This window comes from Paraburkholderia sp. BR14320 (assembly GCF_040948665.1).
Taxonomy (GTDB): domain Bacteria; phylum Pseudomonadota; class Gammaproteobacteria; order Burkholderiales; family Burkholderiaceae; genus Paraburkholderia; species Paraburkholderia youngii.
In genome coordinates, this window is record NZ_JBFPKG010000045.1 from 1 (window position 1) to 24,343 (window position 24,343).

22 protein-coding genes, 2 tRNA genes and 2 pseudogenes are annotated in these 24,343 nt (G+C 66.3%); 17 read left to right on the forward strand and 9 right to left on the reverse strand.

Going from position 1 to position 24,343, the window contains the following annotated elements; all coding sequences use genetic code 11:
• The 5 genes and pseudogenes from AB3X89_RS30155 to AB3X89_RS30175 all read left to right on the forward strand — a co-directional run.
• Positions 1-1,072, forward strand: a pseudogene (locus tag AB3X89_RS30155) (ribonuclease E/G); the annotation flags it as partial.
• A gap of 191 nt (positions 1,073-1,263) precedes the next feature.
• Positions 1,264-2,373: a GTP 3',8-cyclase MoaA gene (gene moaA, locus AB3X89_RS30160; RefSeq protein WP_368586541.1), complete on the forward strand. Its 1,110-nt coding sequence runs from the start codon at positions 1,264-1,266 to the stop codon at positions 2,371-2,373.
• Between the two features lie 11 nt (positions 2,374-2,384).
• Positions 2,385-3,011 carry a molybdenum cofactor guanylyltransferase MobA gene (gene mobA, locus AB3X89_RS30165; protein ID WP_368586542.1) on the forward strand — a complete coding sequence of 209 codons (627 nt, stop codon included), beginning with the start codon at positions 2,385-2,387 and terminating at the stop codon, positions 3,009-3,011.
• A gap of 61 nt (positions 3,012-3,072) precedes the next feature.
• Positions 3,073-4,389 carry a gephyrin-like molybdotransferase Glp gene (glp, locus tag AB3X89_RS30170; protein WP_368586543.1) on the forward strand — a complete coding sequence of 439 codons (1,317 nt, stop codon included), beginning with the start codon at positions 3,073-3,075 and terminating at the stop codon, positions 4,387-4,389.
• 102 nt (positions 4,390-4,491) lie between these two features.
• Positions 4,492-4,767 carry a hypothetical protein gene (locus AB3X89_RS30175; protein ID WP_008923126.1) on the forward strand — a complete coding sequence of 92 codons (276 nt, stop codon included), beginning with the start codon at positions 4,492-4,494 and terminating at the stop codon, positions 4,765-4,767.
• A gap of 56 nt (positions 4,768-4,823) precedes the next feature.
• On the opposite strand, the gene AB3X89_RS30180 is transcribed toward AB3X89_RS30175, so the two are convergent.
• The 5 genes from AB3X89_RS30180 to pncB form a co-directional block, all read right to left on the reverse strand.
• Entirely contained in the window at positions 4,824-6,272 is a 1,449-nt protein-coding gene (locus tag AB3X89_RS30180; protein WP_368586544.1) for a DNA recombination protein RmuC, read from the reverse strand.
• Complete coding sequence (locus AB3X89_RS30185) at positions 6,269-7,258, reverse strand: 2-hydroxyacid dehydrogenase (protein WP_368586545.1); 990 nt, start codon at positions 7,256-7,258, stop codon at positions 6,269-6,271. Before AB3X89_RS30185 ends, AB3X89_RS30180 begins: the two co-directional genes overlap by 4 nt.
• Positions 7,259-7,306: 48 nt before the next feature.
• Entirely contained in the window at positions 7,307-8,743 is a 1,437-nt protein-coding gene (locus AB3X89_RS30190) for a sodium:proton antiporter (RefSeq protein WP_368586546.1), read from the reverse strand.
• Positions 8,744-8,834: 91 nt separating this feature from the next.
• On the reverse strand, positions 8,835-9,497 hold the full coding sequence (locus AB3X89_RS30195; RefSeq protein WP_368586547.1) for a lactate utilization protein C: 663 nt from the start codon (positions 9,495-9,497) through the stop codon (positions 8,835-8,837).
• A 188-nt stretch (positions 9,498-9,685) separates the two neighbouring features.
• Entirely contained in the window at positions 9,686-10,882 is a 1,197-nt protein-coding gene (gene pncB, locus AB3X89_RS30200) for a nicotinate phosphoribosyltransferase (RefSeq protein WP_368586548.1), read from the reverse strand.
• 290 nt (positions 10,883-11,172) lie between these two features.
• Between pncB and fdxA the strand changes: the two genes are divergently transcribed.
• From fdxA to AB3X89_RS30240, 8 genes are all read left to right on the forward strand, one after another.
• Complete coding sequence (gene fdxA / locus AB3X89_RS30205; protein ID WP_090801209.1) at positions 11,173-11,496, forward strand: ferredoxin FdxA; 324 nt, start codon at positions 11,173-11,175, stop codon at positions 11,494-11,496.
• 117 nt (positions 11,497-11,613) lie between these two features.
• Positions 11,614-11,689: transfer RNA gene (locus AB3X89_RS30210), tRNA-Asn, on the forward strand.
• Positions 11,690-11,751: 62 nt separating this feature from the next.
• Positions 11,752-11,827: transfer RNA gene (locus AB3X89_RS30215), tRNA-Asn, on the forward strand.
• A 153-nt stretch (positions 11,828-11,980) separates the two neighbouring features.
• Positions 11,981-12,457 (forward strand): CreA family protein, encoded by a 477-nt coding sequence (locus AB3X89_RS30220; protein ID WP_368586549.1) that lies wholly within the window; start codon positions 11,981-11,983, stop codon positions 12,455-12,457.
• A gap of 126 nt (positions 12,458-12,583) precedes the next feature.
• Positions 12,584-13,426, forward strand: a complete 843-nt coding sequence (locus AB3X89_RS30225; protein WP_368586550.1) for an AraC family transcriptional regulator — start codon at positions 12,584-12,586, stop codon at positions 13,424-13,426.
• A 188-nt stretch (positions 13,427-13,614) separates the two neighbouring features.
• A complete protein-coding gene (locus AB3X89_RS30230) occupies positions 13,615-14,376 on the forward strand; it encodes an AzlC family ABC transporter permease (protein WP_368586551.1) in 762 nt (253 codons plus the stop codon).
• A complete protein-coding gene (locus AB3X89_RS30235) occupies positions 14,373-14,696 on the forward strand; it encodes an AzlD domain-containing protein (protein WP_368586552.1) in 324 nt (107 codons plus the stop codon). The genes AB3X89_RS30230 and AB3X89_RS30235 overlap by 4 nt, the downstream gene beginning before the upstream one ends.
• Positions 14,697-14,963: 267 nt before the next feature.
• The gene (locus AB3X89_RS30240) at positions 14,964-15,731 is read left to right on the forward strand and encodes a DUF4088 family protein (RefSeq protein WP_176105434.1); all 768 of its coding nucleotides are present in this window, start codon (positions 14,964-14,966) and stop codon (positions 15,729-15,731) included.
• Between the two features lie 30 nt (positions 15,732-15,761).
• On the opposite strand, the gene AB3X89_RS30245 is transcribed toward AB3X89_RS30240, so the two are convergent.
• The 4 genes and pseudogenes from AB3X89_RS30245 to AB3X89_RS30260 form a co-directional block, all read right to left on the reverse strand.
• Complete coding sequence (locus AB3X89_RS30245) at positions 15,762-16,877, reverse strand: 3'-5' exonuclease (RefSeq protein WP_368586588.1); 1,116 nt, start codon at positions 16,875-16,877, stop codon at positions 15,762-15,764.
• 172 nt (positions 16,878-17,049) lie between these two features.
• Positions 17,050-17,901, reverse strand: a pseudogene (locus tag AB3X89_RS30250) (ATP-dependent helicase); the annotation flags it as partial.
• 120 nt (positions 17,902-18,021) lie between these two features.
• A complete protein-coding gene (locus tag AB3X89_RS30255; RefSeq protein WP_368586553.1) occupies positions 18,022-18,285 on the reverse strand; it encodes a hypothetical protein in 264 nt (87 codons plus the stop codon).
• Between the two features lie 92 nt (positions 18,286-18,377).
• The gene (locus AB3X89_RS30260) at positions 18,378-18,896 is read right to left on the reverse strand and encodes a hypothetical protein (protein ID WP_368586554.1); all 519 of its coding nucleotides are present in this window, start codon (positions 18,894-18,896) and stop codon (positions 18,378-18,380) included.
• 358 nt (positions 18,897-19,254) lie between these two features.
• Between AB3X89_RS30260 and AB3X89_RS30265 the strand changes: the two genes are divergently transcribed.
• The 4 genes from AB3X89_RS30265 to AB3X89_RS30280 all read left to right on the forward strand — a co-directional run bounded on the left by AB3X89_RS30265 (position 19,255) and on the right by AB3X89_RS30280 (position 24,337).
• Positions 19,255-19,473 (forward strand): RNA-binding S4 domain-containing protein, encoded by a 219-nt coding sequence (locus tag AB3X89_RS30265; RefSeq protein ID WP_013090085.1) that lies wholly within the window; start codon positions 19,255-19,257, stop codon positions 19,471-19,473.
• 295 nt (positions 19,474-19,768) lie between these two features.
• Positions 19,769-21,184 (forward strand): MATE family efflux transporter, encoded by a 1,416-nt coding sequence (locus AB3X89_RS30270; protein WP_368586555.1) that lies wholly within the window; start codon positions 19,769-19,771, stop codon positions 21,182-21,184.
• Positions 21,185-21,527: 343 nt separating this feature from the next.
• Positions 21,528-22,487, forward strand: a complete 960-nt coding sequence (locus AB3X89_RS30275) for a bile acid:sodium symporter family protein (protein ID WP_368586556.1) — start codon at positions 21,528-21,530, stop codon at positions 22,485-22,487.
• 128 nt (positions 22,488-22,615) lie between these two features.
• On the forward strand, positions 22,616-24,337 hold the full coding sequence (locus tag AB3X89_RS30280) for a phospholipase D family protein (RefSeq protein WP_368586557.1): 1,722 nt from the start codon (positions 22,616-22,618) through the stop codon (positions 24,335-24,337).
• Positions 24,338-24,343 lie beyond the last annotated feature (6 nt).

Genomic DNA, 24,343 nt, shown 5'->3' on the forward strand with positions numbered 1-24,343 from the left:
GCGCCGCGAGCGTGGTGAACGCGCTGAACGCGTCGAGCGTGGCGAGCGTCGCAAGCCGCAGGCGGAAGCCGCCGCGGCGCTAACCCAAACCGACACGCAAGCCGCCGACGAACTCGCGCGCAACCGCGCCGCAGCCGGTGAAAACGGCGTGCCGGTCGACCAGGAAGCGGTCGCGCGTGACGGTGAAGAGCGTCGTCGTCGCCGTCGCGGCCGTCGTGGTGGTCGTCGCGAGCGTGAAGAGGACGTGAATGGCAACCTCGCGGCGGACGTCGCGGAAGCGGAAGGTGACAACGTTGCCGCCAGCGACGAAGCGCCGGTGCGTATCGAGCAGCCTGTCGAGCACACGCCTGCGGCCAGTGAAGCGAAGGACGTGACCCCGGTCGAAGTGGTGGTCGCCGCTGTCGCAACGCAAAGCGCCGTCGTGACCGAACTGCATGCGGCAGCCGAAACGCCGGCTCTCGCCGCGGAAAATGCCGCGAAGACCGAAAAGGTCGTGCCGGTCGAGCAGGCTCCGGTGGCGGCGCAACCGGCTATCGAAACGCCGGCGCAAGCAGAGCAAGCCGCGCCGGCCGCGAGCGAACCGGTCGCGCCGGTTGCCCCGGTCGAACCTGCCGCACATGCCGAATCGCCGGCAGTCGAGCCGGCGCTGGAAGCGCAACCGGCCGTCCCGAGCGAACCGCAAGCCGCCCCGGCTGCGCTCGACACCGCGGCTCCGGCCACGATCGTCGAGGCACCGGCAGCCGTGCCGGCACCGCAGGCCGAGATCGTCGAGCCGCAACCGGTCGTCGCACCGGAACCGGCCGTGGCCGAACCGGCGCACGTCGCTGCGGCCCCGCAGCCGGCGCCCGTGCGCAGCGCAGCGCCCGCCGCCGCATCGGCCGATGCATTGCAGCCGATCCTCGAGCAAGCTGGCCTGATCTGGGTGAACACCGACGCCGACAAACTGCGTGCCGCGCAGGAAGCGGCGGCGCAGACGGTCAAGCCGCCGCGCGTCGTCCGCGAGCGCAAAGCGCTGCCGCCGGTCGACAACACTCCGATGCAACAGGTCGAGACGATCAAGCATCCGCAGTAAGCCGCGTCGTTGTACGTGAAAAAGCCCGCCCTTCCCGGCGGGCTTTTTTTTGGGACGTTTTGTCCTGGCCGCAAGGCGCGCCACGTCGCTCCCCGTATACCCCGACAACGCGCGCCGTCCGCCTGCCATCACGGGCATTTCCGATAGAATTAATCATCCGCGATCCGTTCAAGCCTCTGACGAAGCACTCCATGCCACGACGCATCATCCCTGTTGCCGATCTCAGCGCGGCGCCGGTCATCACCGGCCCAGTGCAGGCGCCTAGCGGCGCGCTGCACGATGCGCTCGCGCGTCCGCTGCACGACCTGCGCATCTCGGTGACGGACCGCTGCAACTTCCGCTGCGTCTACTGCATGCCGCGCGCGGTGTTCGACAAGGACTATGCGTTCCTGCCGCACAGCGCGCTGCTGAGTTTCGAGGAGATCGAGCGGCTCGCGCAGCAATTCGTCGCGCATGGCGTCGAGAAGATTCGCCTGACGGGCGGCGAACCGCTGCTGCGCAAGAACCTCGAGTTCCTGATCGACCGGCTCGCCCGCTTGACCACCCCTGCCGGCCGCCCGCTCGATCTCACGCTGACCACCAACGGCTCGCTGCTCGCGCGCAAGGCGCGCAGCCTGAAGGACGCCGGCCTCACGCGCGTGACCGTCAGCCTCGACGCGCTCGACGACGCACTGTTTCGCCGCATGAACGACGCCGACTTCGCGGTCGCCGACGTGCTCGACGGCATCGCCGCCGCTCAGGCGGTCGGGCTCGCCCCGATCAAGGTGAACATGGTCGTCAAACGTGGTACCAACGACGGCGAAATCGTCCCGATGGCGCGTCATTTCAGAGGCACGGGCGCGGTGCTGCGCTTCATCGAGTACATGGACGTCGGCACCTCGAACGGCTGGAACATGACCGAAGTGCTGCCTTCCGCCGACGTCGTCACGCGCATCGCCGAGCATTTCCCGCTCGTTCCGCTCGAAGCGCACAGCGCCGCCGAAACCGCGCAACGCTGGGGTTATGCCGACGGCGGCGGCGAGATCGGCGTCATTTCGAGCGTCACCCGCGCGTTCTGCGGCAATTGCACGCGCGCGCGTTTGTCGACCGAGGGCAAGCTGTACCTGTGCCTATTCGCATCGGGCGGGCATGACCTGCGCGCGCTGTTGCGCGGCGGTGCGAGCGATGCCGAGATCGCCACCGCGATCGCCGAAATCTGGCAGGGCCGCAGTGACCGCTACTCGCAGCTGCGCGGCAGCCAGCCGGCCGATTCGAGCGAGCCGGCCGGGCGTCGCGTCGAAATGTCCTACATCGGCGGCTGAGCGGCCGGCGCATGTCCATCCCCCGCGAACAGATCACCGGCCTCGTGCTTGCGGGCGGGCGCGGCACGCGCATGCGCGGCGTCGACAAGGGGCTGCAGCCGCTGCACGGCGAAGCGCTCGCCGCTCACGTGCTACGACGCCTCGCGCCGCAGACCGGCCCGCTGATGATCAGCGCGAACCGCCATCCCGACATCTATGCCGCGCTCGGCGCGCCGTATCGCGCGACGGTCGTCGCTGATCCGCTGCCCGACTTTCCCGGCCCGCTCGCCGGCATGCTCGCCGGACTGCGTGCCGCCGGCACGGCCTACCTGCTGAGCGCGCCCTGCGATTCGCCGTGGCTGCCGGCCGACCTCGCCGTGCGCCTCGCTGATGCGCTCGACGCGAACCACGCCGATATCGCGACCGTCACCACCGTCGACACTCATGGCGAAACTTCGCTGCACCCAGTGTTCGCGTTGATGCGCACCGCCGTCGCGGACGACCTGGCCGCCTGTCTGGCCGCAGGGGAACGCAAGGTCCGCGCGTGGTACGCGCGCCACAAGACGGTCGAAGTCGTCTTTGCCGACGAGCGCGCGTTCTACAATGCCAACTCGTTACAAGAACTCGCCGACCTCGAACGTAATCGAGGCCCCGGCTGACATCCGCTCCGGCCGCACGGCAATAGCCGCGCCCGTCTCCGGTCGCGACGCCCAGCCATTCATGACCACGCTCAACGACTTTTCACGCTGCGTCGCGCAGTACGATCCTCATGCGCTACCCGTCCCGGCCGCTCAGGCGATCGTCCGGCAGTGGGCGACGCCCGTGGCGGCCGTCGAGCGCGTGGCGTTGCGCGATGCGCTCGAGCGCGTGCTCGCCGCCGACATCGTGTCGCCGATCGACGTGCCCGCGCACGACAACTCCGCGATGGACGGTTACGCGTTTAATCACGCGGCGCTCACGGCCGGTATGCGAGGCGGCGCGGACAGCGTCGAGCTGACCGTCGCCGGCAAGGCGCTCGCGGGCCATCCGTTCACGGGCCGCGTCGCGGCGAACCAGTGCGTGCGCGTGATGACGGGCGCCTGCATACCCGCCGGCTGCGACACCGTCGTGCCGCAAGAGCGGGTCGAGCGCGACAGCGCAGATTCCCCTTCGATCCGCTTCGCGGCCAGCGCGGTCGCGGCGGGCGCGAACCGCCGTCGCGCCGGCGAAGATCTCGCGCGCGGCCACGTCGCGCTGCATGCCGGGCGCATCGTGCGCGCGTCGGACCTCGGCCTGCTCGCGTCGCTCGGCATCGGCGAAGTCAGCGTGCGGCGGCGTCTGCGGGTTGCGTTCTTTTCGACCGGCGACGAGCTGCGCTCGCTCGGCGAGCCGCTCGACGCCGGCTCGGTCTACGACAGCAACCGCTACACGCTGTTTGCAATGCTGCGGCGCCTGAACGTCGACGCGCTCGATCTCGGCGTCGTGCGTGACGAGCCGGCCGCGCTCGAAGCCGCGCTGCGCAGTGCCGCGGCCAATGCCGACGTGGTGCTGACTTCGGGCGGCGTGTCGGTCGGCGAAGCGGACTTCACGAAGCAACTGCTGCAGACTTTCGGCGACGTCGCCTTCTGGAGTCTCGCGATGCGCCCCGGCCGGCCGCTCGCGTTCGGCCGCCTGTGGTCCGGCGCCCAGCCAGGGCTCGGCAAACCTGCGTTATTCTTCGGCCTGCCCGGCAATCCGGTCGCCGTGATGGTGACGTTCTATCAGATCGTGCGCGAAGCGCTGCTGCTGATGGCCGGCGCGACGCCGCGGCCATTGCCGGTGATTCACGCGACGAGCCGCGCGGCGGTGAACAAGCGCGCGGGCCGCACCGAATTCCAGCGCGGCATCGCCGAACAGGACGCGCACGGACACTGGCACGTGAGCCCGACCGGTTCGCAAAGCTCCGGCGTGCTGAGTTCGATGAGCGAAGCGAACTGCTTCATCGTGCTCGGCCACGACGAGGGCGAAATCGACGTCGGCGATCGCGTGTCGATCATGCTGTTCGACGGTCTCATCTGACGTTCCAGGCGGCGCATCGATCGCACGACATCGGCACTACATCAGCATCTGATCCGCACTCCACCCACTACCACTACTAAGACACACTGGGGTTTGACTTACATGAAAAAACAGATCTCGTTCATCGCACCAGGACAGACGGCCAAAGCGCTGATCCTCGTGTATCTGACGTTCTCGGTGCCGATCGTGCTGCTCGGCGTGGTGGTCGCTTTCGTTCGCTACGGTTCGGTGGAGCTGAGCACGGTATTCAGCGCGCTGCTGTTGAACGCGATCCTCGGCTTCGTGCTGTTGTGGATCGCGTGCCACGCCTACAACTGGGTCGCGTCGCGCTTCGGTGGTATCGAAATCCATCTGGCCGACGCACCGGAAGAAGCGTGACGGGCGATGCGCTGGCGCGTCGGGCCAAAAGAACCCGGATTCCAGCGCTTCACCCGTCATTGCTCATCGGGTTCCACACCCGACAGCGCATCCCCGAGCAACCCGCTCGCCTCCTCGCCCGGTAACGCCTCGACGTCGCGCAGTTTGCGGTTCATCATGCGCGTGCGCGTTTCGGCGGCCTCGATCGAACGTGTGACCGTTTCGAGCTGCGCCTTGGTCTTCGCGAGCACGTCGCCGAATTTGCCGAACTCCGTCTTCACTGCGCCGAGCACCTGCCACACCTCGCTCGAACGCTTTTCGATCGCGAGCGTGCGGAAACCCATCTGCAGACTGTTGAGCAACGCGGTCAGCGTGGTCGGCCCCGCAATCGTCACGCGATAGTCGCGCTGCAGCAGATCCGAGAGCCCCGGCCGGCGCAGCACTTCGGCGTACAGGCCTTCGGTCGGCAAAAACAGCAGCGCGAAGTCGGTCGTATGCGGCGGCGCCACGTACTTCTCCGCGATGGTGCGCGCCTCGGCGCGAATCCGCACTTCGAGTGCGCGCGATGCTTCCTCGACCGCAACGGGATCGGCGCGCTCCTGCGCTTCGATCAGCCGCTCGTAATCCTCGCGCGGGAATTTGGCGTCGATCGGCAGCCATACCGGCGTATTCGCGCCGCCGGGTTCCGGACGCCCCGGCAGTCGAATCGCAAACTCCACGCGATCAGCGCTCTTCGGCACGGTCGCAACGTTCTTCGCGTATTGATCGGCGGTGAGCAGTTGTTCGAGCAAGGCTTCGAGCTGCACTTCACCCCACGTGCCGCGCGTCTTCACGTTGGTCAGCACGCGCTTCAGATCGCCGACACCGGCCGCCAGCGTCTGCATTTCGCCGAGCCCGCGATGCACCTGTTCGAGCCGGTCGGACACCAGCTTGAACGATTCGCCGAGCCGTTGCTCTAGCGTCGCATGCAGTTTTTCGTCGACGGTGCGGCGCATCTCCTCGAGCCGCGTCGCGTTGTTCGCCTCGATGTCCTTCAGACGCTGCTCGATCGTCGCGCGCACTTCGGCGAAGCGCCGGTCGTTCGCCTCGGTCAGTTGGCCGAGTTGCAGGCTCAGCGTGTCGCCGAACTGCTTGAGCGAGCGGCCCTGCTCGTCGCGCGCCTGCTGCGCCTGCGCCTGCAGGCTGTGACGCACGGCATCGAGCTGCTGCGCGAAGCCGTCGATCTTGCCCCCCTGCACCGTGGTCATGCTGCTGAACTGCGCGGCGAGGGTCTGCTGAAACTGCGCGAAGCCGCCGCTCTGCTCGGTGCGCGACACGCGCGCGGTCTCGGCGATGTCGTTGCGCAGTTGCCGCTCGAGCCGCTCGGCGATATGCACCTGGGCGTCGACGACGGCATCGACGCGTGCGTTCAGCATCTCGAACTGCTCGTGCTGCTCCGTGCGGTCGTGACCGCGCATCAGCAAGGCCAATGCGATCACGAGGGCGACCGCCAGCACCGCGACGGCCGCCACCAGAATCATCGTCATGAACGCGCCTTGCCGATCACGTCGGGGTTGATCGGATTCGGCGGCTGACCGGCGCGCGGTCCTGCGCCGAGCCCGGCGATCAGATTGTCCGCGGCGAGGTTCGCCATCGCGCGGCGAGTGGTTTCGGTCGCGCTCGCGATGTGCGGCGTCAGCACGACGTTCGGCACGCTTAGCAGCGCCGGATGCAGATTCGGTTCGCCCTCGAACACGTCGAGACCAGCGGCCGCGATGCGCCTGTCGCGCAGCGCTTCGGCCAATGCCGCATCGTCGACGATGCCGCCGCGCGCGATGTTCGTCAGCGTCGCGCTCGGCTTCATCAGCGCGAGTTCGGCCGCGCCGATCGTGTGGTGGTTGTCTTTGGTGTACGGCAGCACCAGCACGACGTGGTCGGCGCGCCGCAGCAGATCCTCTTTCGACACGTATTCCGCGTTCAGCTCGGCCTCGATTTGCGGCGCGACGCGCGAGCGGTTGTGATAAATGACTCGCATATTGAAGCCCTGCGCGCGACGCGCGAGCGCCTGACCGATGCGGCCCATGCCGATCACACCGAGCGTCGAGCCGTACAGGTCGCTGCCGAGGAAGCCGTCGTAGCTCCACTTCTGCCAGAGTCCCGCGCGCAGCCAGTGCTCCGACTCGGCGATGCGGCGCGCGGCGGCCATCATCAGCGCCCAGCCGAAGTCGGCGGTCGATTCGTTCAGCACGTCCGGCGTGTTGGTGCCGAGCACGTTCGCCGCGTTGAACGCGGCCATGTCGAAGTTGTTGTAGCCGACCGCCATGTTCGACACGACGCGCAGACGCGGTGCCGCGGCGAGCACGCTCGCGTCGATCATCTCGCCGGCCGTCAGAGCGCCGTCCTTGTCCGCGAGACGGCGCTTCAGCTCGTCGGCGGGCAACACGTCGCCCTCGTTCCAGTCGACGTCGAAGTATTGTTTGAGCCGCTCGATCACATCGGGAAAGATCGAACGGGCAACGAGGATTTTCTGCATTGCAAGTCTCCGTATCGCACGTCGAGGGAGTGCCTCGGCGTTGCAGAGTCAGCGTCCAAAAAAGAGCCAGCCGGTGAGCGCGAACAACGGCAGCAACATCGCGCCCGACCAACCCATATACGCGAAAAAGCTTGGCATGCGCACGCCGCGCGATTGCGCCATCGCCTTCACCATGAAGTTCGGCGCGTTGCCAATATAGGTGTTCGCACCCATGAACACGGCGCCGGCTGAAATCGCCGCGAGCGTGGTTGCTCCGGTGGTCATCAACGTCTGCGCGTCGCCGCCGGCCAGGTTGAAGAACACGAGGTAAGTCGGCGCGTTGTCGAGAAACGAAGATAGCAGGCCGGTCGCCCAGAAGTACATGATGTCGCGCGGTTCACCGGACGGATCGTTGACCAGATGGACGATGCCCGCGAACGCGCCGGCATCTCCCGCGCGCAGGATCATGATGACCGGCACGATCGTCACGAAGATGCCGGCGAACAGTTTGGCGACTTCCTCGATCGGCGCCCAGTTGAAGTCGTTACCGGCACGGGCGGCGCGCGGCGTCCACACGAGCGATAGCAGCGTGACGACGATCAGCGCGGCGTCGCGCACGATGTTTTGCAACGCGACGTGAGTGCCGAGCAGGTCGAATGTGATTTGCGGGCGCCACAGTCCGCTCATCAGCACGAGCGCGATCGCCGCGGCGAGCAGCACGAAATTGATCTTGCCGTCGATGCCGAGCGGCGCGCCGTCGGGCGTCGGGTCGAGGAAGGCCGAACGTGCCTCCTCGCGCTGGTGAAAGTAGTACGAGTCGAGCGCGTAGAAAGCGGCGAGCAGCATGCCGCTCACGAACAGCATCGGAGCCGCCAGATGCGTGGTGGTCCAGAAAAAACTCACGCCTTCGAGAAAGCCGAGGAAGAGCGGCGGATCGCCGAGCGGCGACAGCGCGCCCCCAATGTTCGCGACTAGGAAGATAAAGAACACGACCACGTGGGTCACATGGCGGCGATTGTCGTTGGCGCGCAGCAGCGGGCGGATTAGCAGCATCGCCGCGCCGGTCGTTCCCATCACGCTCGCGAGCAACGTGCCGAGCGCGAGAATCGCGGTGTTCAGGCGCGGCGTGCCGTGCAGATTGCCGCGTACGCAAATGCCGCCCGCGACGGTGTAGAGCGCGGTCAGCAGAATGATGAACGGGATGTACTCGTCGAGCATGGCATGTGCGAGCGCGCCTAGCGCGGCGCTCGTGCCGAAGCTCACGGCGAACGGCACGATGAACGCGAGCGCCCACGCCGCGGCGATCTTGCCGTAATGGTGATGCCAGAAGGCTGGCGCGATCAGCGGAAAGATCGCGATCGACAGCAGCACACCCGCGAAGGGCAAGCCCCACAGCGCAGACAAGCGCGCACCGTCGAGCGTCGCGGCATGCACGGACGGCGCGCACAGCGCGAGCGTGGAGGCAACGGCGAGCCACAGGCTCAGACGACCAGACTGTGAACTCATGCCGATACAGGACTTGCCACGGTTTGCCAGCGCACATACGACAGATACCGCGTGCTTCGCACATGCGTTAGCAAGTCGCCGCCCGACGCGTTCAAGCATCCTGCACGACGATCGCATGCACCCGGTAAGGGCCGTGCGCGCCCAGCACGATGGTCTGCTCGATATCGCCGGTGCGCGACGGCCCCGACACGAAATTGACCGCACGCGGCAGCTCGCCGCGTTCCTTGCGGATCAGGCCGAACGCCTCCTCATGACCCGCGACGATGCGCGACGCCGGCACGATCGCGATATGCGTCTCCGGCAGCAGCCCGGCCGACGCATACGTCTCGGGTCCGGAGAGCAACACGAGCGTGCCGGTCTCCGCGGTCGCGCAGAAGCAGCCGGTGAGACCGACCACGTCGTTGTCTTGGGGTTTGCGAAATTCGACGGCGAGGCCGGCTTCGGCCCACGGCAGATCGCGCAGCGTTTGCCACGCGATGGCCTGCAGCGGCAAGCCGTGTTGGGTCAGGTAGCGATGCGCGGCGGCGGGCACATCGGCGAGGGTTTGAACGGTGTCGACGGTGGTCGACATCTTCTGCGCTTCTTCGATGAACTGTGCGCGCAGATCGACGGGGATGTCCGGACGCGGACCGGCCGGATGACGCGCGAGATAGTCCGCCGCGGCTTCGCGCTCGGCGGCGCTCGGCTCGGGCTCGCGCCCTTGCGCGGCGCGGATACGCGCCAGGATGTTGCGGCGGGCAATCGATGTGTCCATGGGCGAAATCCTCGTGTCGACAGCCGTGCGATATGGCGAGGATTATACCGGCGGCCTTGCAAGCAAACACCCTGGCCGAACGGCATATTGCCGGGCGTCGAGAGTGCGGCGACACTGTTCCCTACACCACCCCGAACGCGAGCCGATCATGAACAGGCGATGAACCGAAAAGCAGGCCGCGAAGCGTGCTACTTGGCCGCCTCTTCTTCCGGCTGCGCGATGCCGAACACCTGGCGCAGATACGCGAGATACGCCTTGTCCTCGCACATGTTCTTGCCCGGCGAGTCCGACAATTTCGCGACAGGCTGACCGTTGCAGCGGACCATCTTGATCACGATCTGCAGCGGGTTGTAGCCGAGGTCGTTGGTCAGATTGGTGCCCACGCCGAACGCGAGCTTGCAGCGGCCGCGGAAGCGCTCGTATAGCTGCAGCACCTTCGGGATATCGAGCGCGTCGGAGAACACGAGGACCTTGGTGCGCGGGTCGCAGCGATTCGCCTCGTAGTGCTTGAGCAGGCGCTCGCCCCAGTCGAACGGATCGCCGGAATCGTGGCGAGCGCCGTCGAACAGCTTGCAGAAGTACATGTCGAAGTCGCGCAGGAACGCCTGCATGCCGTACACGTCGGAGAGCGCAATCCCGAGGTCGCCGCGATATTCCTTCGCCCACATCTCGAAGCCGAAGATCTGCGAGTCGCGCAGCCGCGGACCGAGCGCCTGGCAAGCCTGCAGGTACTCGTGCGCCATCGTGCCGAGCGGCGTCAGGCTGTGCTTCATCGCGTAGAAGACATTGCTCGTGCCGGCGAACTGCTCGCCGAGGCCGTCCTTCAGCGTGAGGATCACCTCCTCGTGCCATTGCTTCGAGAAACGGCGGCGCGTGCCGTAATCGGCGATCTTGCAGTCGGCGTATTCGGGACGCGCGCCGAGCAGTTGGATCTTGTCGAGCAGACGGCCGCGACCTACGTGATAGTCGGGCGTTTGCTGCGTGTTGCGGAAATACACTTCGTTGACGATCGCAAGCACCGGGATCTCGAAGAGGATGGTATGCAGCCACGGCCCCTTGATGTCGATGTCGATTTCGCCATTGCCCTTCGGCGACGGCGTGATCGAAATGTACTTCTCGTTCAGATGGAACAGCGCGAGGAACTCGATGAAGTCGCCCTTGATGAAGCGCATGCGGTGCAGATAGTCGAGCTCGTCGTCAGTGAAACGCAGCTCGCAGAGCTTGCGCACTTCGTCGCGAATCTCGCCGATGTACGGCACCAGATCGACGTTCGGCGTGCGGCAGCGGAAGCGGTACTCCACGTTCGCGGCGGGAAAATGATGCAGCACCACCTGCATCATCGTGAACTTGTACAGATCGGTATCGAGCAGCGAAGTAATAATCATGATGGTACGAACTGGACCGCTGAAAAAACGAAAAGGGCTCACGGCACCCTTGCAACGGACGCGCTGAGGCGAGCGGCGCGCCAACCTGACGCATGTTACCCGAATGCATCCGCATCCATCGTGCCACCGGCCTGCGCCGGTTGTCCGGGGCCGCTCGCGGCACCCCATAAACTAATCACAAAAACATATAAGACGCATGGGCCGATGTTTCATCTGCCTGTTGACGTTAAGTTACAATAACTCTTTTGGCGTCCGCGCCTTCCCTGATTCCGCATGCAGGAGCTGCCTGAATGACTCACGTTGTGACCGAAAGCTGCATCAAGTGCCGCTATACCGACTGCGTCGATGTGTGCCCGGTGGACTGCTTTCGCGAAGGTCCCAACTTCCTCGCGATCGACCCCGATGAATGCATCGACTGCGCTGTGTGCGTGGCCGAGTGCCCGGTGAACGCCATCTATGCCGAAGAAGACGTGCCGGGCGACCAGCAGGACTTCATCGCGCTGAACGCCGACCTGGCGAAAGCGTGGCCCAGCATCACGAAGACCAAGGCGCCGCTGCCGGAAGCCGAGGAATTCAAGGACGTGAAGGAAAAGCTCGCGCTGCTCGCGCGCTGAGCGTGGCCGCCTGTCGCGCGCCTGCCCATTCAGATTTGATATGAAGATGCGCGCAGGGGTATTGACAGGCGTTTAAGCCGCCTCTACAATTTCGCTTCTCTGCTGTTGTTGTTCTGTTCCTCGATAGCTCAGTCGGTAGAGCGCCGGACTGTTAATCCGTAGGTCCCTGGTTCGAGCCCAGGTCGAGGAGCCAAGAATTGCAAAAGCCCGTTAACCAAGACGGGTTTTTTTATGTAGATCAAGTTGTACTGCTGTTCCTCGATAGCTCAGTCGGTAGAGCGCCGGACTGTTAATCCGTAGGTCCCTGGTTCGAGCCCAGGTCGAGGAGCCAAAATATTGAAAGGCCCGCATCCGTGCGGGCCTTTTTGTTTTTGCGCGCCGATCATCCCCTCACGCGCGCCGAACGCCGTTATAGGATGGCAGCTTCACGGCGCACGTTTTACCCTCGGCGCCGGCTCACTCCAGACACTCAACCGGCACGCTCATGAAATCCACCTCGCTACACATCGCGCTCACGGGGATCGGCGCCCTGCTGCTCTCGTCGGCGCACGGCGAAGAAATTGCCAGCGTCAATACGAATTTTCACGTTACCGGCTCCGATCGGGTGGTCGTCGAAGCCTATGACGATCCCGCCGTGCAAGGCGTTACCTGCTACGTGTCGCGGGCGCGGACCGGCGGCGTCAAAGGCACGCTCGGAATCGCCGAAGATCCTACCGAGGCGTCGATCGCGTGTCGCCAGGTCGGGGAGCTGCATTTCACCGGCCCCATCAAGCAGAAGGACGACGTGTTCTCGGTCAGCATGTCGCTGATCTTCAAGTCGCTGCACGTGGTGCGAGTAGTCGACACGAAGCGCAACGCGCTGGTCTATCTGACCTACAGCGACCGTGTGGTCAGCGGCAGTGCGAAAAACAGCGTGAGCGCCGTGCCGATGCCGACCGGCACGACGATTCCGCTCAAATAACGCAAGTATCGTCAATTGACGGCGCGAGCGGCACGCGGCGCGACGCTGCGCGCCCGCGCGCCCATCGCCGTGCACACCCACGACACCACGACGCGTTAAACTGACCGGTCCTGCCGGACTTTCGTCATGACCGCCACCCCTCGTTTCCGCGATTCCGCCCGCTACTGGCGCACGCCGCTCCTGCCCGGCGCGGATCTGCTCACCGCCGAATATCACGACCACGAGTTCGCGCCGCATTGGCACGACGCCTACACGATCCCGGTGATCGTCGCGGGTGCGGAATGCTATCGGTATCGCGGCGAGAACCATGTCGCCGAAGCGGGCAGCGTGCCGATCATCAATCCGGGCGAGTTGCATACGGGGTCGAAGGCGGTCGAGGCAGGCTGGCGGTATCGCGTGATGTATGCGCCGGTCGAGTTCCTCCGCGCGCTTGCCGACGAAGTCGCCGGGAAACCGCAGGCCTTGCCGTGGTTTGCGCCCGGCGTGATCCGCGATCCCGATCTCGCGATGCGGCTCGGGCACGCGCACCGTCTGCTCGAAGCCGGCGACGACGCGCTCGCCGCCGAAGCCGCGATGCTCGACGCACTGTCCACCTTGCTGGTCCGCTATGCGCAGACGCGCCCCGCCTCCGCGCGCGTCGCCACCGACGATACCCGCGTCGCACTGATGCAGGAGCGGCTGACCGGCGACCTCGTCGAACCGGTGACGCTCGCCGAAGTCGCGAAGTCCGCGGGTCTGTCGCCGTTCCACGCGGCGCGGCTGTTCACGCAATCGACCGGCCTGCCGCCTCATGCGTGGCGCAATCAGGTGCGCCTGCAGCGCGCGCTCGCGCCGTTGCGCGCCGGCGTCCCGGTGACCGACGTCGCTGCCGCGAGCGGCTTCACCGATCAGAGCCATTTCACGCGGCATTTCCGGCGCATGTTCGGCGTGCCGCCGGGCCAATGGCAGGGCACACAGCGCGGCTCGTAACGCGACGCGGCACCGCCGTCGCGTGCGCCGCGCGCGGTGAGCATCGAGCCACAATTCACCGGACTTCGCCAGCCCTTCACCAGCCATCCCCCCGCTACGCGGTAGCACCGCATCAGCACCCCGCCGCAAGAACGTACAAGTCCGAGCGCCGGTCAGTCGCTATGCTTCCGAAATCAAGGAGGCTCAGATTGACCGATTCCACCCAAGGCCAGCCCACCCACGGCAGCCATCTCAAAGAATTCGCCGCCGGCGCGCGCGACATCATCCCGATGATGGTCGGTGCCGCGCCGTTTGGCGTCATTTTCGGCACGCTCGTGACGTCCGGCCCGCTGCATCTGTGGCACGGCCAGTTGATGTCGCTCGTCGTCTTCGCGGGCTCCGCTCAGTTCATCGCGCTCGGTCTGATCGCCGGACATGCGAGCTTCGCCGTGATCTGGGCGACCACGCTCGTCGTCAATCTGCGTCACGTGCTGTATAGCGCCACGCTCGCGCCGCACGTCGCGCATCTGCCGAAGCGCTGGCGTTGGGCGCTCGGCGCGCTGCTCACCGACGAAGTCTTCGCGGTCGCGTGGGAGCACTACCGGCATCGCGAGCCGGGCACCGTCGGTCCGTACTACTTCTTCGGCGCCGGCGTCGCGATGTATCTGAACTGGCAGCTGTGGACCGTCGCCGGCCTGCTGTTCGGCGCGGCCTTCCCGGGGCTGCAGTCGCTCGGCCTCGACTTCGCGATGGTCGCGACGTTCATCGCGATCGTCGTGCCGCAACTGGTCGCGCTGCGCTATATCGCGGCGGCCGTCACCGCGGGCACACTGGCATTTTTCTGGCAAGCTTGGCCGTACAAGCTCGGCCTGCTCGGCGCGGTGTTCGCTGGGGTCGCGGTCGGCGTACTGCTGTCGATGTCGCGTCTGAACCCGCGTGGCGCGCGCCGTCCGGTGGAGGCCACGCGATGAACTACGTCGTTCTGATCGTCGGCATGGCCGCGATTACATGGCTGATCCGCGCGGCCGTGTTCGTGCTCGGCGACCGCCTCGTGTTCCCGCCGCTGATGCGCACCGCGCTCAGCTTCGTGCCGGTGACCGTGCTAACCGCGATCATCGTCCCGATGGCCGTGTCGCCGCACGGCAACAACGCCGAGTTGACCTGGCGCAATCCGCAGCTGGTCGGCGCGCTCGCCGCGGTCGTCGTCAGTGCCGTGACGCGCAGGCCGCTGCTGACCATCGCAGTCGGTCTCGTGGTGTTCTTCGTGTGGCAGTGCGTGGTACTGAAGTAAGCGCGCCCCTCCCCAGTCGCAGCGAGGCGCGCAAGCGCCCGAAGCACCCCTCCAAAGCCCGCACCCGTCGCCGGGCCGCCCTCAAGTTTCCCGCCACCCCGCCGATATGCAGTCGAGGTCCGCTCATCGGGAATCGTCCCGTTGGTTACGCGGCAACAGCTTGAAATCGAGCGCGTCGGCAGCCGGCGTCGCGTCGCCTCGGTCCGGAAGTGACCGGGCGATCGTGCCACGGCGTGCCGCGCGCGGCCGCATTAAACGGGATAACACATGGGTCAAATCACCCTGAAACTGAAGGACGAGACCGTCGCGTCGCTGCGCAAAGACTTCGAGGCCTTTTTGCGGGTCTCGCTGAAGCTCGATCCGCAGTTCGCGACGCCGTCGTTCGAAGATTTCTTGCGCGCGAAGCTGCTCGACAACATGGTGCCGCTCACCGAACACGCGGTGCAGCGGATGCTGCAAGGCGGCCAGTACGCTTGGGCCAAACGCACGTTGGACAAAGAGTTTCCCGACGTCGTGTCGATCCTGATGCGCCAGGCGAGCGAGTTCGGCTTCGGTTTCGCGGCGCGCTCGGAATGGACGCCCGAGGAACTCACCAAGCAATGCCGCGACTGGGCCGCCGCGATCGTCAAGGAAGCGGAAGGCGACGCGACGCTGGTCGATCCGCTCGCCTCGCAGATCAAGAGCACGGTGCAGGACATCCAGGCGCTCGAGGAAGTGATGCAGACGCCGGCATGGCGGCTCGTCGAATCGCTGCGCCAACGCGTTTACGAGGCGAAGATCGCGTGCGAGACGAGCGTGGGCAGCACCGCGCGCGAGAAGCTCGGTGAACTGCGCGGGCTGTTGCGGCTCGGCATTTCGCACGGCACGTTTCAGAAGCAGGAAGCGCAGCAGATCATGGAGTATCTGCGGCTATTGAAGCCGGAGATTTTCGTCGAGGAGCCGTACGACGTGTTCTCGCGGCTCGCGGCATGGCTGCGCAATTTCTTCGTGCCGCCGCCTCCGGTCGCGCAGCAACAGCAGCGGCAGCCGCGTTGAGCTGCCACTGACCCGAGCGGCGCTAGCCGCTCAGTCCCACATCTTCCTGAGCTTCGCCGCGATCTCGATCTTCGCCTGCGCTGCGGCGGCAAGCCCCGCCGCGCTCGGCGCGCTCGCCACCGGCACGCGCGGCCACGCGTAGGCGTCGAAAAGCGGCAGCATCGGCGTGGCGATGAAGCGGGTGCGCGACGCCCACACATGGCGGTCGCCCAGATGCGTCTGGTTGTGCACGTAAAAGCGCTGCGGCACGACGATATGCAGGTCTTCCTTCGCGCGCGTCATCGCCACGTAGAGCAGGCGCCGCTCCTCGTCGATTTCCTCGTCGCTACCGGTGCCCAGATCGGACGGAATGCAGCCGTCGACGCCATTCAGCACGAACACGTTGCGCCACTCCTGGCCCTTCGCCGAATGGATCGTCGACAGGATCAGGTAGTCCTCGTCGATCAGCGGCACGCCGGATTCGTCGCTAGTGGCGTCGGGCGGATCGAGCGTCAGTTCGGTCAGGAAGCGCTCTCGCGACGGATACGTGCCCGCGATGCTTTCCATCTGCAGCAGGTCCGCGTGACGGACCGCGGCGTCCTCGTGATTGCGCTCCAGATGCGGTTCGTACCAGCGCCGCACCATCTCGAACTCGGCGGGCCACGGCGTTTGCCGGCCGTACACGCTCGACATCAGCTTGACGAACGGATGCCAGTCTTCCTGCGCCCTTGCGGGCGCCGCAAACGCGGCCAGTACACCGCCCGCGGTCGCGACCGGATCGCCGCCACCCGCGCGCGCGACGATGTCGTCGAGCACCTTCGCCGCGGTGGCCGGACCGACGCCGGGCAGCAGTTGCACGACGCGAAAGCCGGCGACGCGGTCGCGCGGATTCTCGGCCCAGCGCAGCACCGCGAGCACGTCCTTCACATGCACCGAGTCGAGAAATTTGAGCCCGCCGAACTTGACGAACGGAATGTTGCGGCGCGTGAGTTCGATCTCGAGCGCGGCGCTGTGATGCGCGGCGCGAAACAGCACCGCCTGCGACTTCAGCTTCACACCCTGCTCGCGCGCTTCGAGTACCTGCTCGACGACGTAGCGAGCTTGCGCCGCGTCGTCGGCGACCGTGACGAGGCGCGGGCGCTGCGCCGACGCCTTGTCGGTCCACAGATTCTTCTGTGTAGCGCTCGCTCGCGAGTTCGATCACCGCGTTCGACGCCGCGAGAATCGGCTCGGTCGAGCGATAGTTGCGCTCGAGCGTGACCTGCTTCGCGGGCGGCTCGAACTGCGTGGGGAAATCGAGGATATTGCGCACGGTCGCGCCGCGAAACGAATAGATCGACTGCGCGTCGTCGCCGACCACGGTCAGGCCGCGGCCGTCCGGCTTCAGCGCGAGCAGGATCGACGCCTGCAGGCGGTTGGTGTCCTGGTATTCGTCGACCAGCACATGGTCGAAGCGCGCCGACAGATCGGCCGCGATGCTGGGCTCGGCGGCCATGTGCGACCAGTAGAGCAGCAGATCGTCGTAGTCGAGCACGCTCTGCTTCTGCTTGGCGTCGACGTACGCGGCGAACAGCCGGCGCAGATCGTCTTCCCACTCGCGACACCACGGAAACGCGCTGTCCAACACCTGGCCGAGCGATGCGCCGGTGTTGACGACGCGCGAGTAGATCGCGAAGCAGGTGCCCTTCGCCGGAAAGCGCCGCTCTTTCGCGGACAGTCCGAGCTCGTGGCGCACGAGGTTCATCAGGTCGGCGGAGTCTTCGCGGTCGTTGATCGTGAACGCGGGTGCGAGGCCGATCAGATCCGCGTATTCGCGCAACAGCCGCGCGCCGACGCTGTGAAACGTGCCCGCCCACGTCAGCCCTTGCGCGAGCGCGGCGCGTGCACCGACGGTGGTAGCCGCGGCGCCGGTGATGCGTGTCACGCGGCGGGTCATTTCGAGCGCCGCGCGGCGCGAAAAGGTCAACAGCAGGATGTGCTGCGGATCGGCGCCCTTCACCACCAGATTGGCGACGCGATGCGCGAGCGTGTTGGTCTTGCCGGAGCCGGCGCCCGCGATCACGAGCAGCGCGCCGGGCAGCGCGTCTGGCGTGTCGGTCCCGTATTCGACGGCTTCGCGTTGAGCGTCGTTGAGCTTGGCGAGCCAGGCGGCGGTATCGAACGACGGAGCGGATTCGGCGACGGTGGACACTGAGCGGTTTTTAACGGGTTGGATGGATTTTCAGGATGCGACGCATACTGTATATCCATACAACCCCATGCGACAAGCGCCCCTTTTTTGGGGTGCCTGCGCGCCGGTCCAAACCGCCCGCTACTGCTTCTTCGCGTCCTTCACGTTGGCATCAGCGGCGGCCTTGTCGGCGTCGGCCTGCGCGTCGGTTTTGGTCTTGTCCGCCTTCGCCTGGGCGACCGCGGCTTTCTTGTCGGCCTTCGCCTGTTCCTTCGCGGCCTTCTTGTCCGCGTGCGTGGCGGGTGCCGAAGCCGGGTCCGCGGTCTGCGCGAATACGGTCGATGACAGGCAAGCCGCGATCAGCGCGGCGTAAATGCGATTTCGGCTGGAACGGTCGATGTTCATTTTGAATTCTCCATGAGGCACAGCTTGCAAAGTGACAGACGCCTGCGGCGGGCGAGCCTCGCCGACCCACGCGCCGCGGCATCCTGCGGGGCTTAGTGCTTGACGTCCGCGCCGTCGGCCTGCGCGGCAGCCTGCCCTTCCATCTCCATCTTCATTTCGTTATTGGCGCTCTGTTTGTCAGCCTTCTGGTTCAGCTTGGCGCCGCGCACCTGCTCCTTGTACTGGTCCTTCGCGGCCTTTTGCTCCGCCTTCAGTTCCGCTTTCGAGGACTTCTTCGCCGCGCGATACTCGGCGTTGGCCTTCGCGTCGGCGTCGCGCTTCTGCACGAGCGGGTCGGTCGAGCCCGAAGCCGTCAGACGTGCCGGCGGCGGCGCGGCGACGCCTTGCGCGGCGGGCGCGCCTGGGACTTGCTGCATGCCTTGCGCCGAAGGCGGCACCTGCATGCCCTGGGCACCGGCCGCCGACGGCGGCGCCATCCCGGCGGCCCCCTGGCTCTGGATCTGCGCCTGACCGCCGATGCCTGTTGACGGCTGCGCGGTCTGCGCGACGGCGGCCGTCGCGGCAAAAGCAGTGAGGGCGGTACCGATCAGGAGCGTACGAATCTGGGTCATGGCAATCCTCTCTAGACTTAGTTGTGACTCGGGCGGACTCTCTGGCGTCGTGAAGACTGAATGGTCCACGCGCCCCGCCAGGTCTGTGCGTCGCTGGATGGGTGGCCGGGGAGCGATCCCGGAGTACCAGCGGGCTTTGCTGCTGAGGTGCACTTTAGGAGTGAAATCCATCCGGTGCGACCAGCGTTACGGAACGTTTCACTTTCCGACAACTGAATAACATCTACTTTCATTTGCTTGCGTGATGGCTCGCTGGATGCATCCAGAACAGGCGCGACGGCCCCGAGCCGCCGCGCCGCCGTGCACTTGCTTTATGATGCGAACCCCCAACGCGACCCGTGCCCAAGGTGCAAACGCCATGCCCAATCTCAATTTCACCCTGACCGGCGAGTACGTCGAACTGCACAATCTGCTGAAGATCACGGGCCTCGCGGATAGCGGCGGCTCCGCGAAGATGATGGTCGCGGACGGCGCGGTGATGGTCGATGGCCGGGTCGAGACGCGCAAAACCTGCAAGATCCGCGCGGGCCAGGTCGTGCTGCTCGGCGATACGCGGATCGCGGTCCACGAAGGCTGACGTCACTCCGGAAATTCGCAGGACGCCGCGCACCGGAACTGTGCGTTGTCCATCGACATCGCCCGGGCGAGGCAATAAGCTGTCGGTTTCGACAGGTAAACGACGGACCGCGCCACTGGCGAGGAGTCGGCTGACCGGCTCGCCGCCGCGCCGCGGAATTTCCCCGCCCGCTGCGCCACCGCTCCAACGCCCGTCGGAGCGCGGCGCGATGCAATGCGGCGCCGCTCGCGCCCGCCTTTCGCTGTCGCCACTGCTGTTGCCACCGCAGTGGCCAACTTTCGCCGCCAGGCATTCGATGACTCAACCCAGCTTCGCCCACGCGGCCAGCCGGCCGCCGACCCTATCCCGCCACGCGGCCGACACCGCGCGGCTCGCCGCGCCGCTCGCGATCGCGCAACTGTCGCAGATGGCGATGAGCGTGACGGACACGATCCTGCTCGGCTCGCTGGGCCCCGACGCGCTCGCCGCAGGCGGCCTCGGCGCCAACCTCTTTTTCGTCGTCGTCACGCTGCTGCAAGGCGTGCTGACCTCGGTCAGCATCAGCGTCGCGCACGCACGCGGCGCGCAGGACGACGGCCGCGTGCCGCATATCTACTGGACCGGTTTCCTGCTATCCGTGCTGCTCGCGGTGCCCGCGTTCATCCTGTTGTCGTTCGCGTCGCACATCCTGCTCGCGTTCGGCGAGCCGGGCCTGCTCGCGCACAACGTCGGCCAATACGCGGCGGTGTTGCGCTGGGGCGCGCCCGCGAGCCTGATCGGCGTCGGCCTGATGCGCTCGTTCCTGCCGGCGATCGGCGCGGCGCGGCGGCTGCTGTGGGTGTCGATCGTGAGCGTCGGCGTGAACGGCTTTCTGAACTACGGGCTGATTCACGGCGCGTATGGGCTGCCGCGGCTCGGTTTTCTCGGCTCGGCTGCCGCGACCACGATCACCGTGTGGCTGACCGCGCTCGTGCTGATGGCGCTGCTGCATCTGCGGCCGCGCTTCCGGCATTTCGTCGTCGCGACGCGGCCAAAGCTGCCGCTGATGGGCGAGCTGTTCGGCATCGGCTGGCCGGTCGCGATCACCTACGGCGTCGAGTCGACGCTGTTCCTTGCCACCGGTCTGATGGTCGGCCTGCTCGGCGAATCGCAACTCGCCGCGCATCAGATCGCGCTGAACGTCGCGTCGGTCGCGTTCATGGTGCCGCTGTCGATCGGCCAGGCGGCCAATGTGCGGGTCGGCTACTGGGCCGGCGCCGGTCAGCCGCTCGCCGCGCGCCACGCGGGCTTCGTCGCGCTCGCGCTCGGCGTCGGCTTCATGTCGATGTCGGGTCTCGTGCTGATCACCGCGCCGCATTGGATCGTCGGGCTGTATCTGCATCTCGACGATCCCGCCAACGCGCCGACCATCGCGCTCGCCAGTTCACTGCTCGGCGTGGCGGCGATCTTCCAGATCGTCGACGGGATGCAGGCGGTAGGCTCCGGCTGTCTGCGCGGCCTGAAAGACACCCGCATCCCGATGATCGCCGCCGCATTCGGCTACTGGGTGATCGGTTTTCCGACCGGCTATCTGCTCGCGTTTCGCGCCGGCCTCGGCGCGCGCGGCTTGTGGTGGGGGCTCGCCGCAGGCCTCGCGAGCGTCGCGCTGCTGATGACGCTGCGTTTTCACAAGCTGAGCGGGCGGCAGCCGCCGACGGTGGCATCGGCCACACCGCCCGCGCACTCGGTCTGAGCAGTAGCGGCAAGCTTCGCTCCTGAAGCACTCCCTGTAAAAGGTAAAATGCCCGCCGCTGCACGCGAGCGCTAACCCGCGCTCATGCCACGAACCGCACGACGGCGCGCCTCACGAAGGCAGGCGCCGGACTGGCGCCGCCGGGACACCCCACCATTGCCCGCGACGCGTGCGGCTCCGACTGGCCGCCCGCGTCTGCCGCGCTTTCGCCACGGCGCTTGCCGTAGCCGCTTCACCCGCTTCACCGTGCTTCGGCGCGGCGAACGCCGCAACGCCGGCCGACACCCGGCCGCGCCGCGGCCCCCGCTTTCTCGCGATACAACATAACCAAGGACCACCCCTCATGCTTGCCCGCGTCACCCGCCTGTTTCCGCTCTGGGCCGTGCTCGTCTCGGTCGCCGCGTACTTCTCGCCGGCCTCGTTTTCCGGCGTCGCACCGCACGTCACCACGCTCCTCACGATCATCATGCTGGCGATGGGCGTCACGCTGTCGGCCGGCGATTTCCTGCGCGTGTTCACGCGCCCCGCGCCGGTGATCGCCGGCATCGTGCTGCACTACCACGTGATGCCGCTCGCCGCATGGGTCATCGCGAAGGCGCTGCGCATGCCGCCCGACCTGACCGCCGGCATGGTGCTGGTCGGCAGCGTTGCGAGCGGCACCGCGTCGAACGTGATGATTTATCTCGCGCGCGGCGACGTCGCGTTGTCGGTGACGATCAGCGCGCTGTCGACGCTCGTCGGCGTATTCGCGACGCCGCTGCTCACGCGCCTTTACGTCGACGCGTCGATCTCTGTCGATGTGCACGGCATGCTGATGAGCATCCTGCAGATCGTCGCGCTGCCGATCGTCGTCGGTCTCGTCGTCAATCATCTGTTCGGCAAGCTGGTGCGCAAGATCGAACCGATCCTGCCGCTCGTGTCGATGGTCGCGATCGTGCTGATCATCGGCGCGGTGGTGGGCGGCACGCAGAAGAGCATCGCGTCGGTGGGCTTCCTCGTGATGATCGGCGTCGTGCTGCACAACGGTATCGGCCTGCTCGGCGGCTACTGGGGCGGCCGTCTGCTCGGTTTCGACGAAGCCGTCTGCCGTACGCTCGCGATCGAAGTCGGCATGCAGAACTCCGGCCTCGCCGCGACGCTCGGCAAGCGCTACTTCACGCCGATCGCCGCGCTGCCGGGCGCGCTGTTCTCGGTCTGGCACAACCTGTCGGGCTCGCTGCTCGCGGGCGTGTGGGCGGGCCGACCGGCGAAAGGCTCGACCCATCCCGAGGGCGAGCGCGCGCTGCACGCCGAGCGCGTCTGATACAGCGTTCGCGCGCCGTGGTTCGTAACAGGTGATGGATCACCGAACCGCGGTGCCCGCGCGACCAACGCGCGGCACTCCGCTGCGTTTGCCGACGTACGCGGAACCCGCGCCCCAATTCCCTTAGAATGGTTTTCTCGACAGCGTGCACAGGCCTGCGCTGTCGCCACGCGAAAAGCTTGCAACAAGGGGAAAACAGCGTGCAGGGCCAATTCGAACAACATAGGCGGGCCGCGCGCCGCCGCTCGATAGTCAGCACAACGAGGCAAATCTTCCTGCTCTGTTGCGCGGCGGCATTTTTGACCGCCTGCGCGACGAAGCCGCCCGCCACCGCATTCGACCGCCAGGTGACGCACGCGCTGCCGGCCACCGCCGATACGCCGCTGCGCGAAGCGCTCGCGCCGCTCGAGGCGAAGCATCCGGAGCAGTCGGGTTTCCGTGTGCTGGCGAACGGCACCGACGCGCTGCAAATGCGCATCGCGCTCGCGCGCGCGGCGACCAAAACCCTCGACATGCAGTACTACATTGCCAACGAGGACACCACCGGCAAGCTGCTGCTCGGCGCCGCGTTATATGCGGCCGATCACGGCGTGCGGGTGCGCATGCTGGTCGACGATCTGAACTTCAAGGACATCGACAGCATCATGGCGGGTCTGGATACGCACCAAAACATCGAGATCCGCGTGTTCAACCCGTTCGGCAGCGCGCAGGAAGGCTTGTTCGAGCGCACCGCGAACGTGTTCACGCAGATCGGCCACTTCACGCGCCGCATGCACAACAAGGCGATGATCGCGGACAACCAGCTCGCGATCGTCGGCGGGCGCAATCTGGGCGACGAGTACTTCAGCGCGAGCGAAACGCTGCAGTTCCGCGATCTCGACGTGCTCGCGGCGGGCCCGATCGTCGCCGACGTCTCCGCGAGTTTCGACGACTACTGGAACAGCGACCTCGCCTATCCGCTGCGCGCGCTGAACAAGCAGAAGTTCGATCAGAACGAACTCGACCAGACGCGCGACGACCTGCGCCATCACTGGCGCACCAACGCCGATCCGTACAACGCGAAACCGCTGAACGCGACGCCGCTCGCCGCGCAGATCACGAGCGAGCAGCTCGGCCTCACGTGGGCGCGCGCGGAATTCAGGGTGGACCTGCCGGAGAAGATCGAGCATCCGTCGCCAGACTACGTGAGCCCGCCGCTCGCGCGGCTGCGCGAACTGATGCGCGACGCGCAGCACGACTTCCTGATCGTGTCGCCCTACTTCGTGCCGCATGCCTCTGGCGTGCAGGCGGCCAGCGAGCTCACGCATCGCGGCATCCGTATCGCGGTGCTGACCAACTCGCTCGCGGCCACCGACGCAGTCGCCGTGCAGGCCGGCTACAGTCCGTTTCGCGTGCCGCTGCTCAAGGCTGGCGTCGAGCTGTACGAATTCAGGCCGCGCCAGGAAACGCCGAACGTGGGGCTGGTCGGCTCCCGTTCGCGCGCGAGCCTGCATGCGAAGACCTACGTGATCGACCACCAGATACTTGTGATCGGCTCGATGAACCTCGATCCGCGCTCGGCCAATCTGAACACCGAGCTGCTGCTCGTGATCCACAGCCCCGAACTCGCGAATCAGGTCGCGAAGATCTTCGAGCGTGCAACGCAGCCGGACCAGAGCTACCGCGTGACGCTCGCCGACTCTGCCCAGCTCGCCTATCTGCGCTCGATCGGCGCGCCGCTGTCGCCGCTCGTCTGGACCGACGTCGAGAACGGCGAGACACGCACCTACATTTTCGATCCGCAGGCCGGTTTTTACCGGAATGCGCTAACCGGTCTATTCTCCTTATTGCCTGTCAACTCGGAACTTTGAGAAGCG

What these genes read in the sequence shown, in the direction of transcription:
- AB3X89_RS30275 (WP_368586556.1), top strand. Translation starts at nt 21,528, where the DNA reads ATGCTTGCCCGCGTCACCCGCCTGTTTCCGCTCTGGGCCGTGCTCGTC.
- AB3X89_RS30180 (WP_368586544.1), bottom strand. Translation starts at nt 6,272, where the DNA reads ATGACGATGATTCTGGTGGCGGCCGTCGCGGTGCTGGCGGTCGCCCTC.
- AB3X89_RS30270 (WP_368586555.1), top strand. Translation starts at nt 19,769, where the DNA reads ATGACTCAACCCAGCTTCGCCCACGCGGCCAGCCGGCCGCCGACCCTA.
- mobA (WP_368586542.1), top strand. Translation starts at nt 2,385, where the DNA reads ATGTCCATCCCCCGCGAACAGATCACCGGCCTCGTGCTTGCGGGCGGG.
- AB3X89_RS30235 (WP_368586552.1), top strand. Translation starts at nt 14,373, where the DNA reads ATGAACTACGTCGTTCTGATCGTCGGCATGGCCGCGATTACATGGCTG.
- AB3X89_RS30220 (WP_368586549.1), top strand. Translation starts at nt 11,981, where the DNA reads ATGAAATCCACCTCGCTACACATCGCGCTCACGGGGATCGGCGCCCTG.
- AB3X89_RS30280 (WP_368586557.1), top strand. Translation starts at nt 22,616, where the DNA reads ATGGTTTTCTCGACAGCGTGCACAGGCCTGCGCTGTCGCCACGCGAAA.
- moaA (WP_368586541.1), top strand. Translation starts at nt 1,264, where the DNA reads ATGCCACGACGCATCATCCCTGTTGCCGATCTCAGCGCGGCGCCGGTC.
- AB3X89_RS30190 (WP_368586546.1), bottom strand. Translation starts at nt 8,743, where the DNA reads ATGAGTTCACAGTCTGGTCGTCTGAGCCTGTGGCTCGCCGTTGCCTCC.
- glp (WP_368586543.1), top strand. Translation starts at nt 3,073, where the DNA reads ATGACCACGCTCAACGACTTTTCACGCTGCGTCGCGCAGTACGATCCT.
- AB3X89_RS30240 (WP_176105434.1), top strand. Translation starts at nt 14,964, where the DNA reads ATGGGTCAAATCACCCTGAAACTGAAGGACGAGACCGTCGCGTCGCTG.
- pncB (WP_368586548.1), bottom strand. Translation starts at nt 10,882, where the DNA reads ATGATTATTACTTCGCTGCTCGATACCGATCTGTACAAGTTCACGATG.
- AB3X89_RS30225 (WP_368586550.1), top strand. Translation starts at nt 12,584, where the DNA reads ATGACCGCCACCCCTCGTTTCCGCGATTCCGCCCGCTACTGGCGCACG.
- AB3X89_RS30260 (WP_368586554.1), bottom strand. Translation starts at nt 18,896, where the DNA reads ATGACCCAGATTCGTACGCTCCTGATCGGTACCGCCCTCACTGCTTTT.
- AB3X89_RS30175 (WP_008923126.1), top strand. Translation starts at nt 4,492, where the DNA reads ATGAAAAAACAGATCTCGTTCATCGCACCAGGACAGACGGCCAAAGCG.
- fdxA (WP_090801209.1), top strand. Translation starts at nt 11,173, where the DNA reads ATGACTCACGTTGTGACCGAAAGCTGCATCAAGTGCCGCTATACCGAC.
- AB3X89_RS30195 (WP_368586547.1), bottom strand. Translation starts at nt 9,497, where the DNA reads ATGGACACATCGATTGCCCGCCGCAACATCCTGGCGCGTATCCGCGCC.
- AB3X89_RS30265 (WP_013090085.1), top strand. Translation starts at nt 19,255, where the DNA reads ATGCCCAATCTCAATTTCACCCTGACCGGCGAGTACGTCGAACTGCAC.
- AB3X89_RS30255 (WP_368586553.1), bottom strand. Translation starts at nt 18,285, where the DNA reads ATGAACATCGACCGTTCCAGCCGAAATCGCATTTACGCCGCGCTGATC.
- AB3X89_RS30185 (WP_368586545.1), bottom strand. Translation starts at nt 7,258, where the DNA reads ATGCAGAAAATCCTCGTTGCCCGTTCGATCTTTCCCGATGTGATCGAG.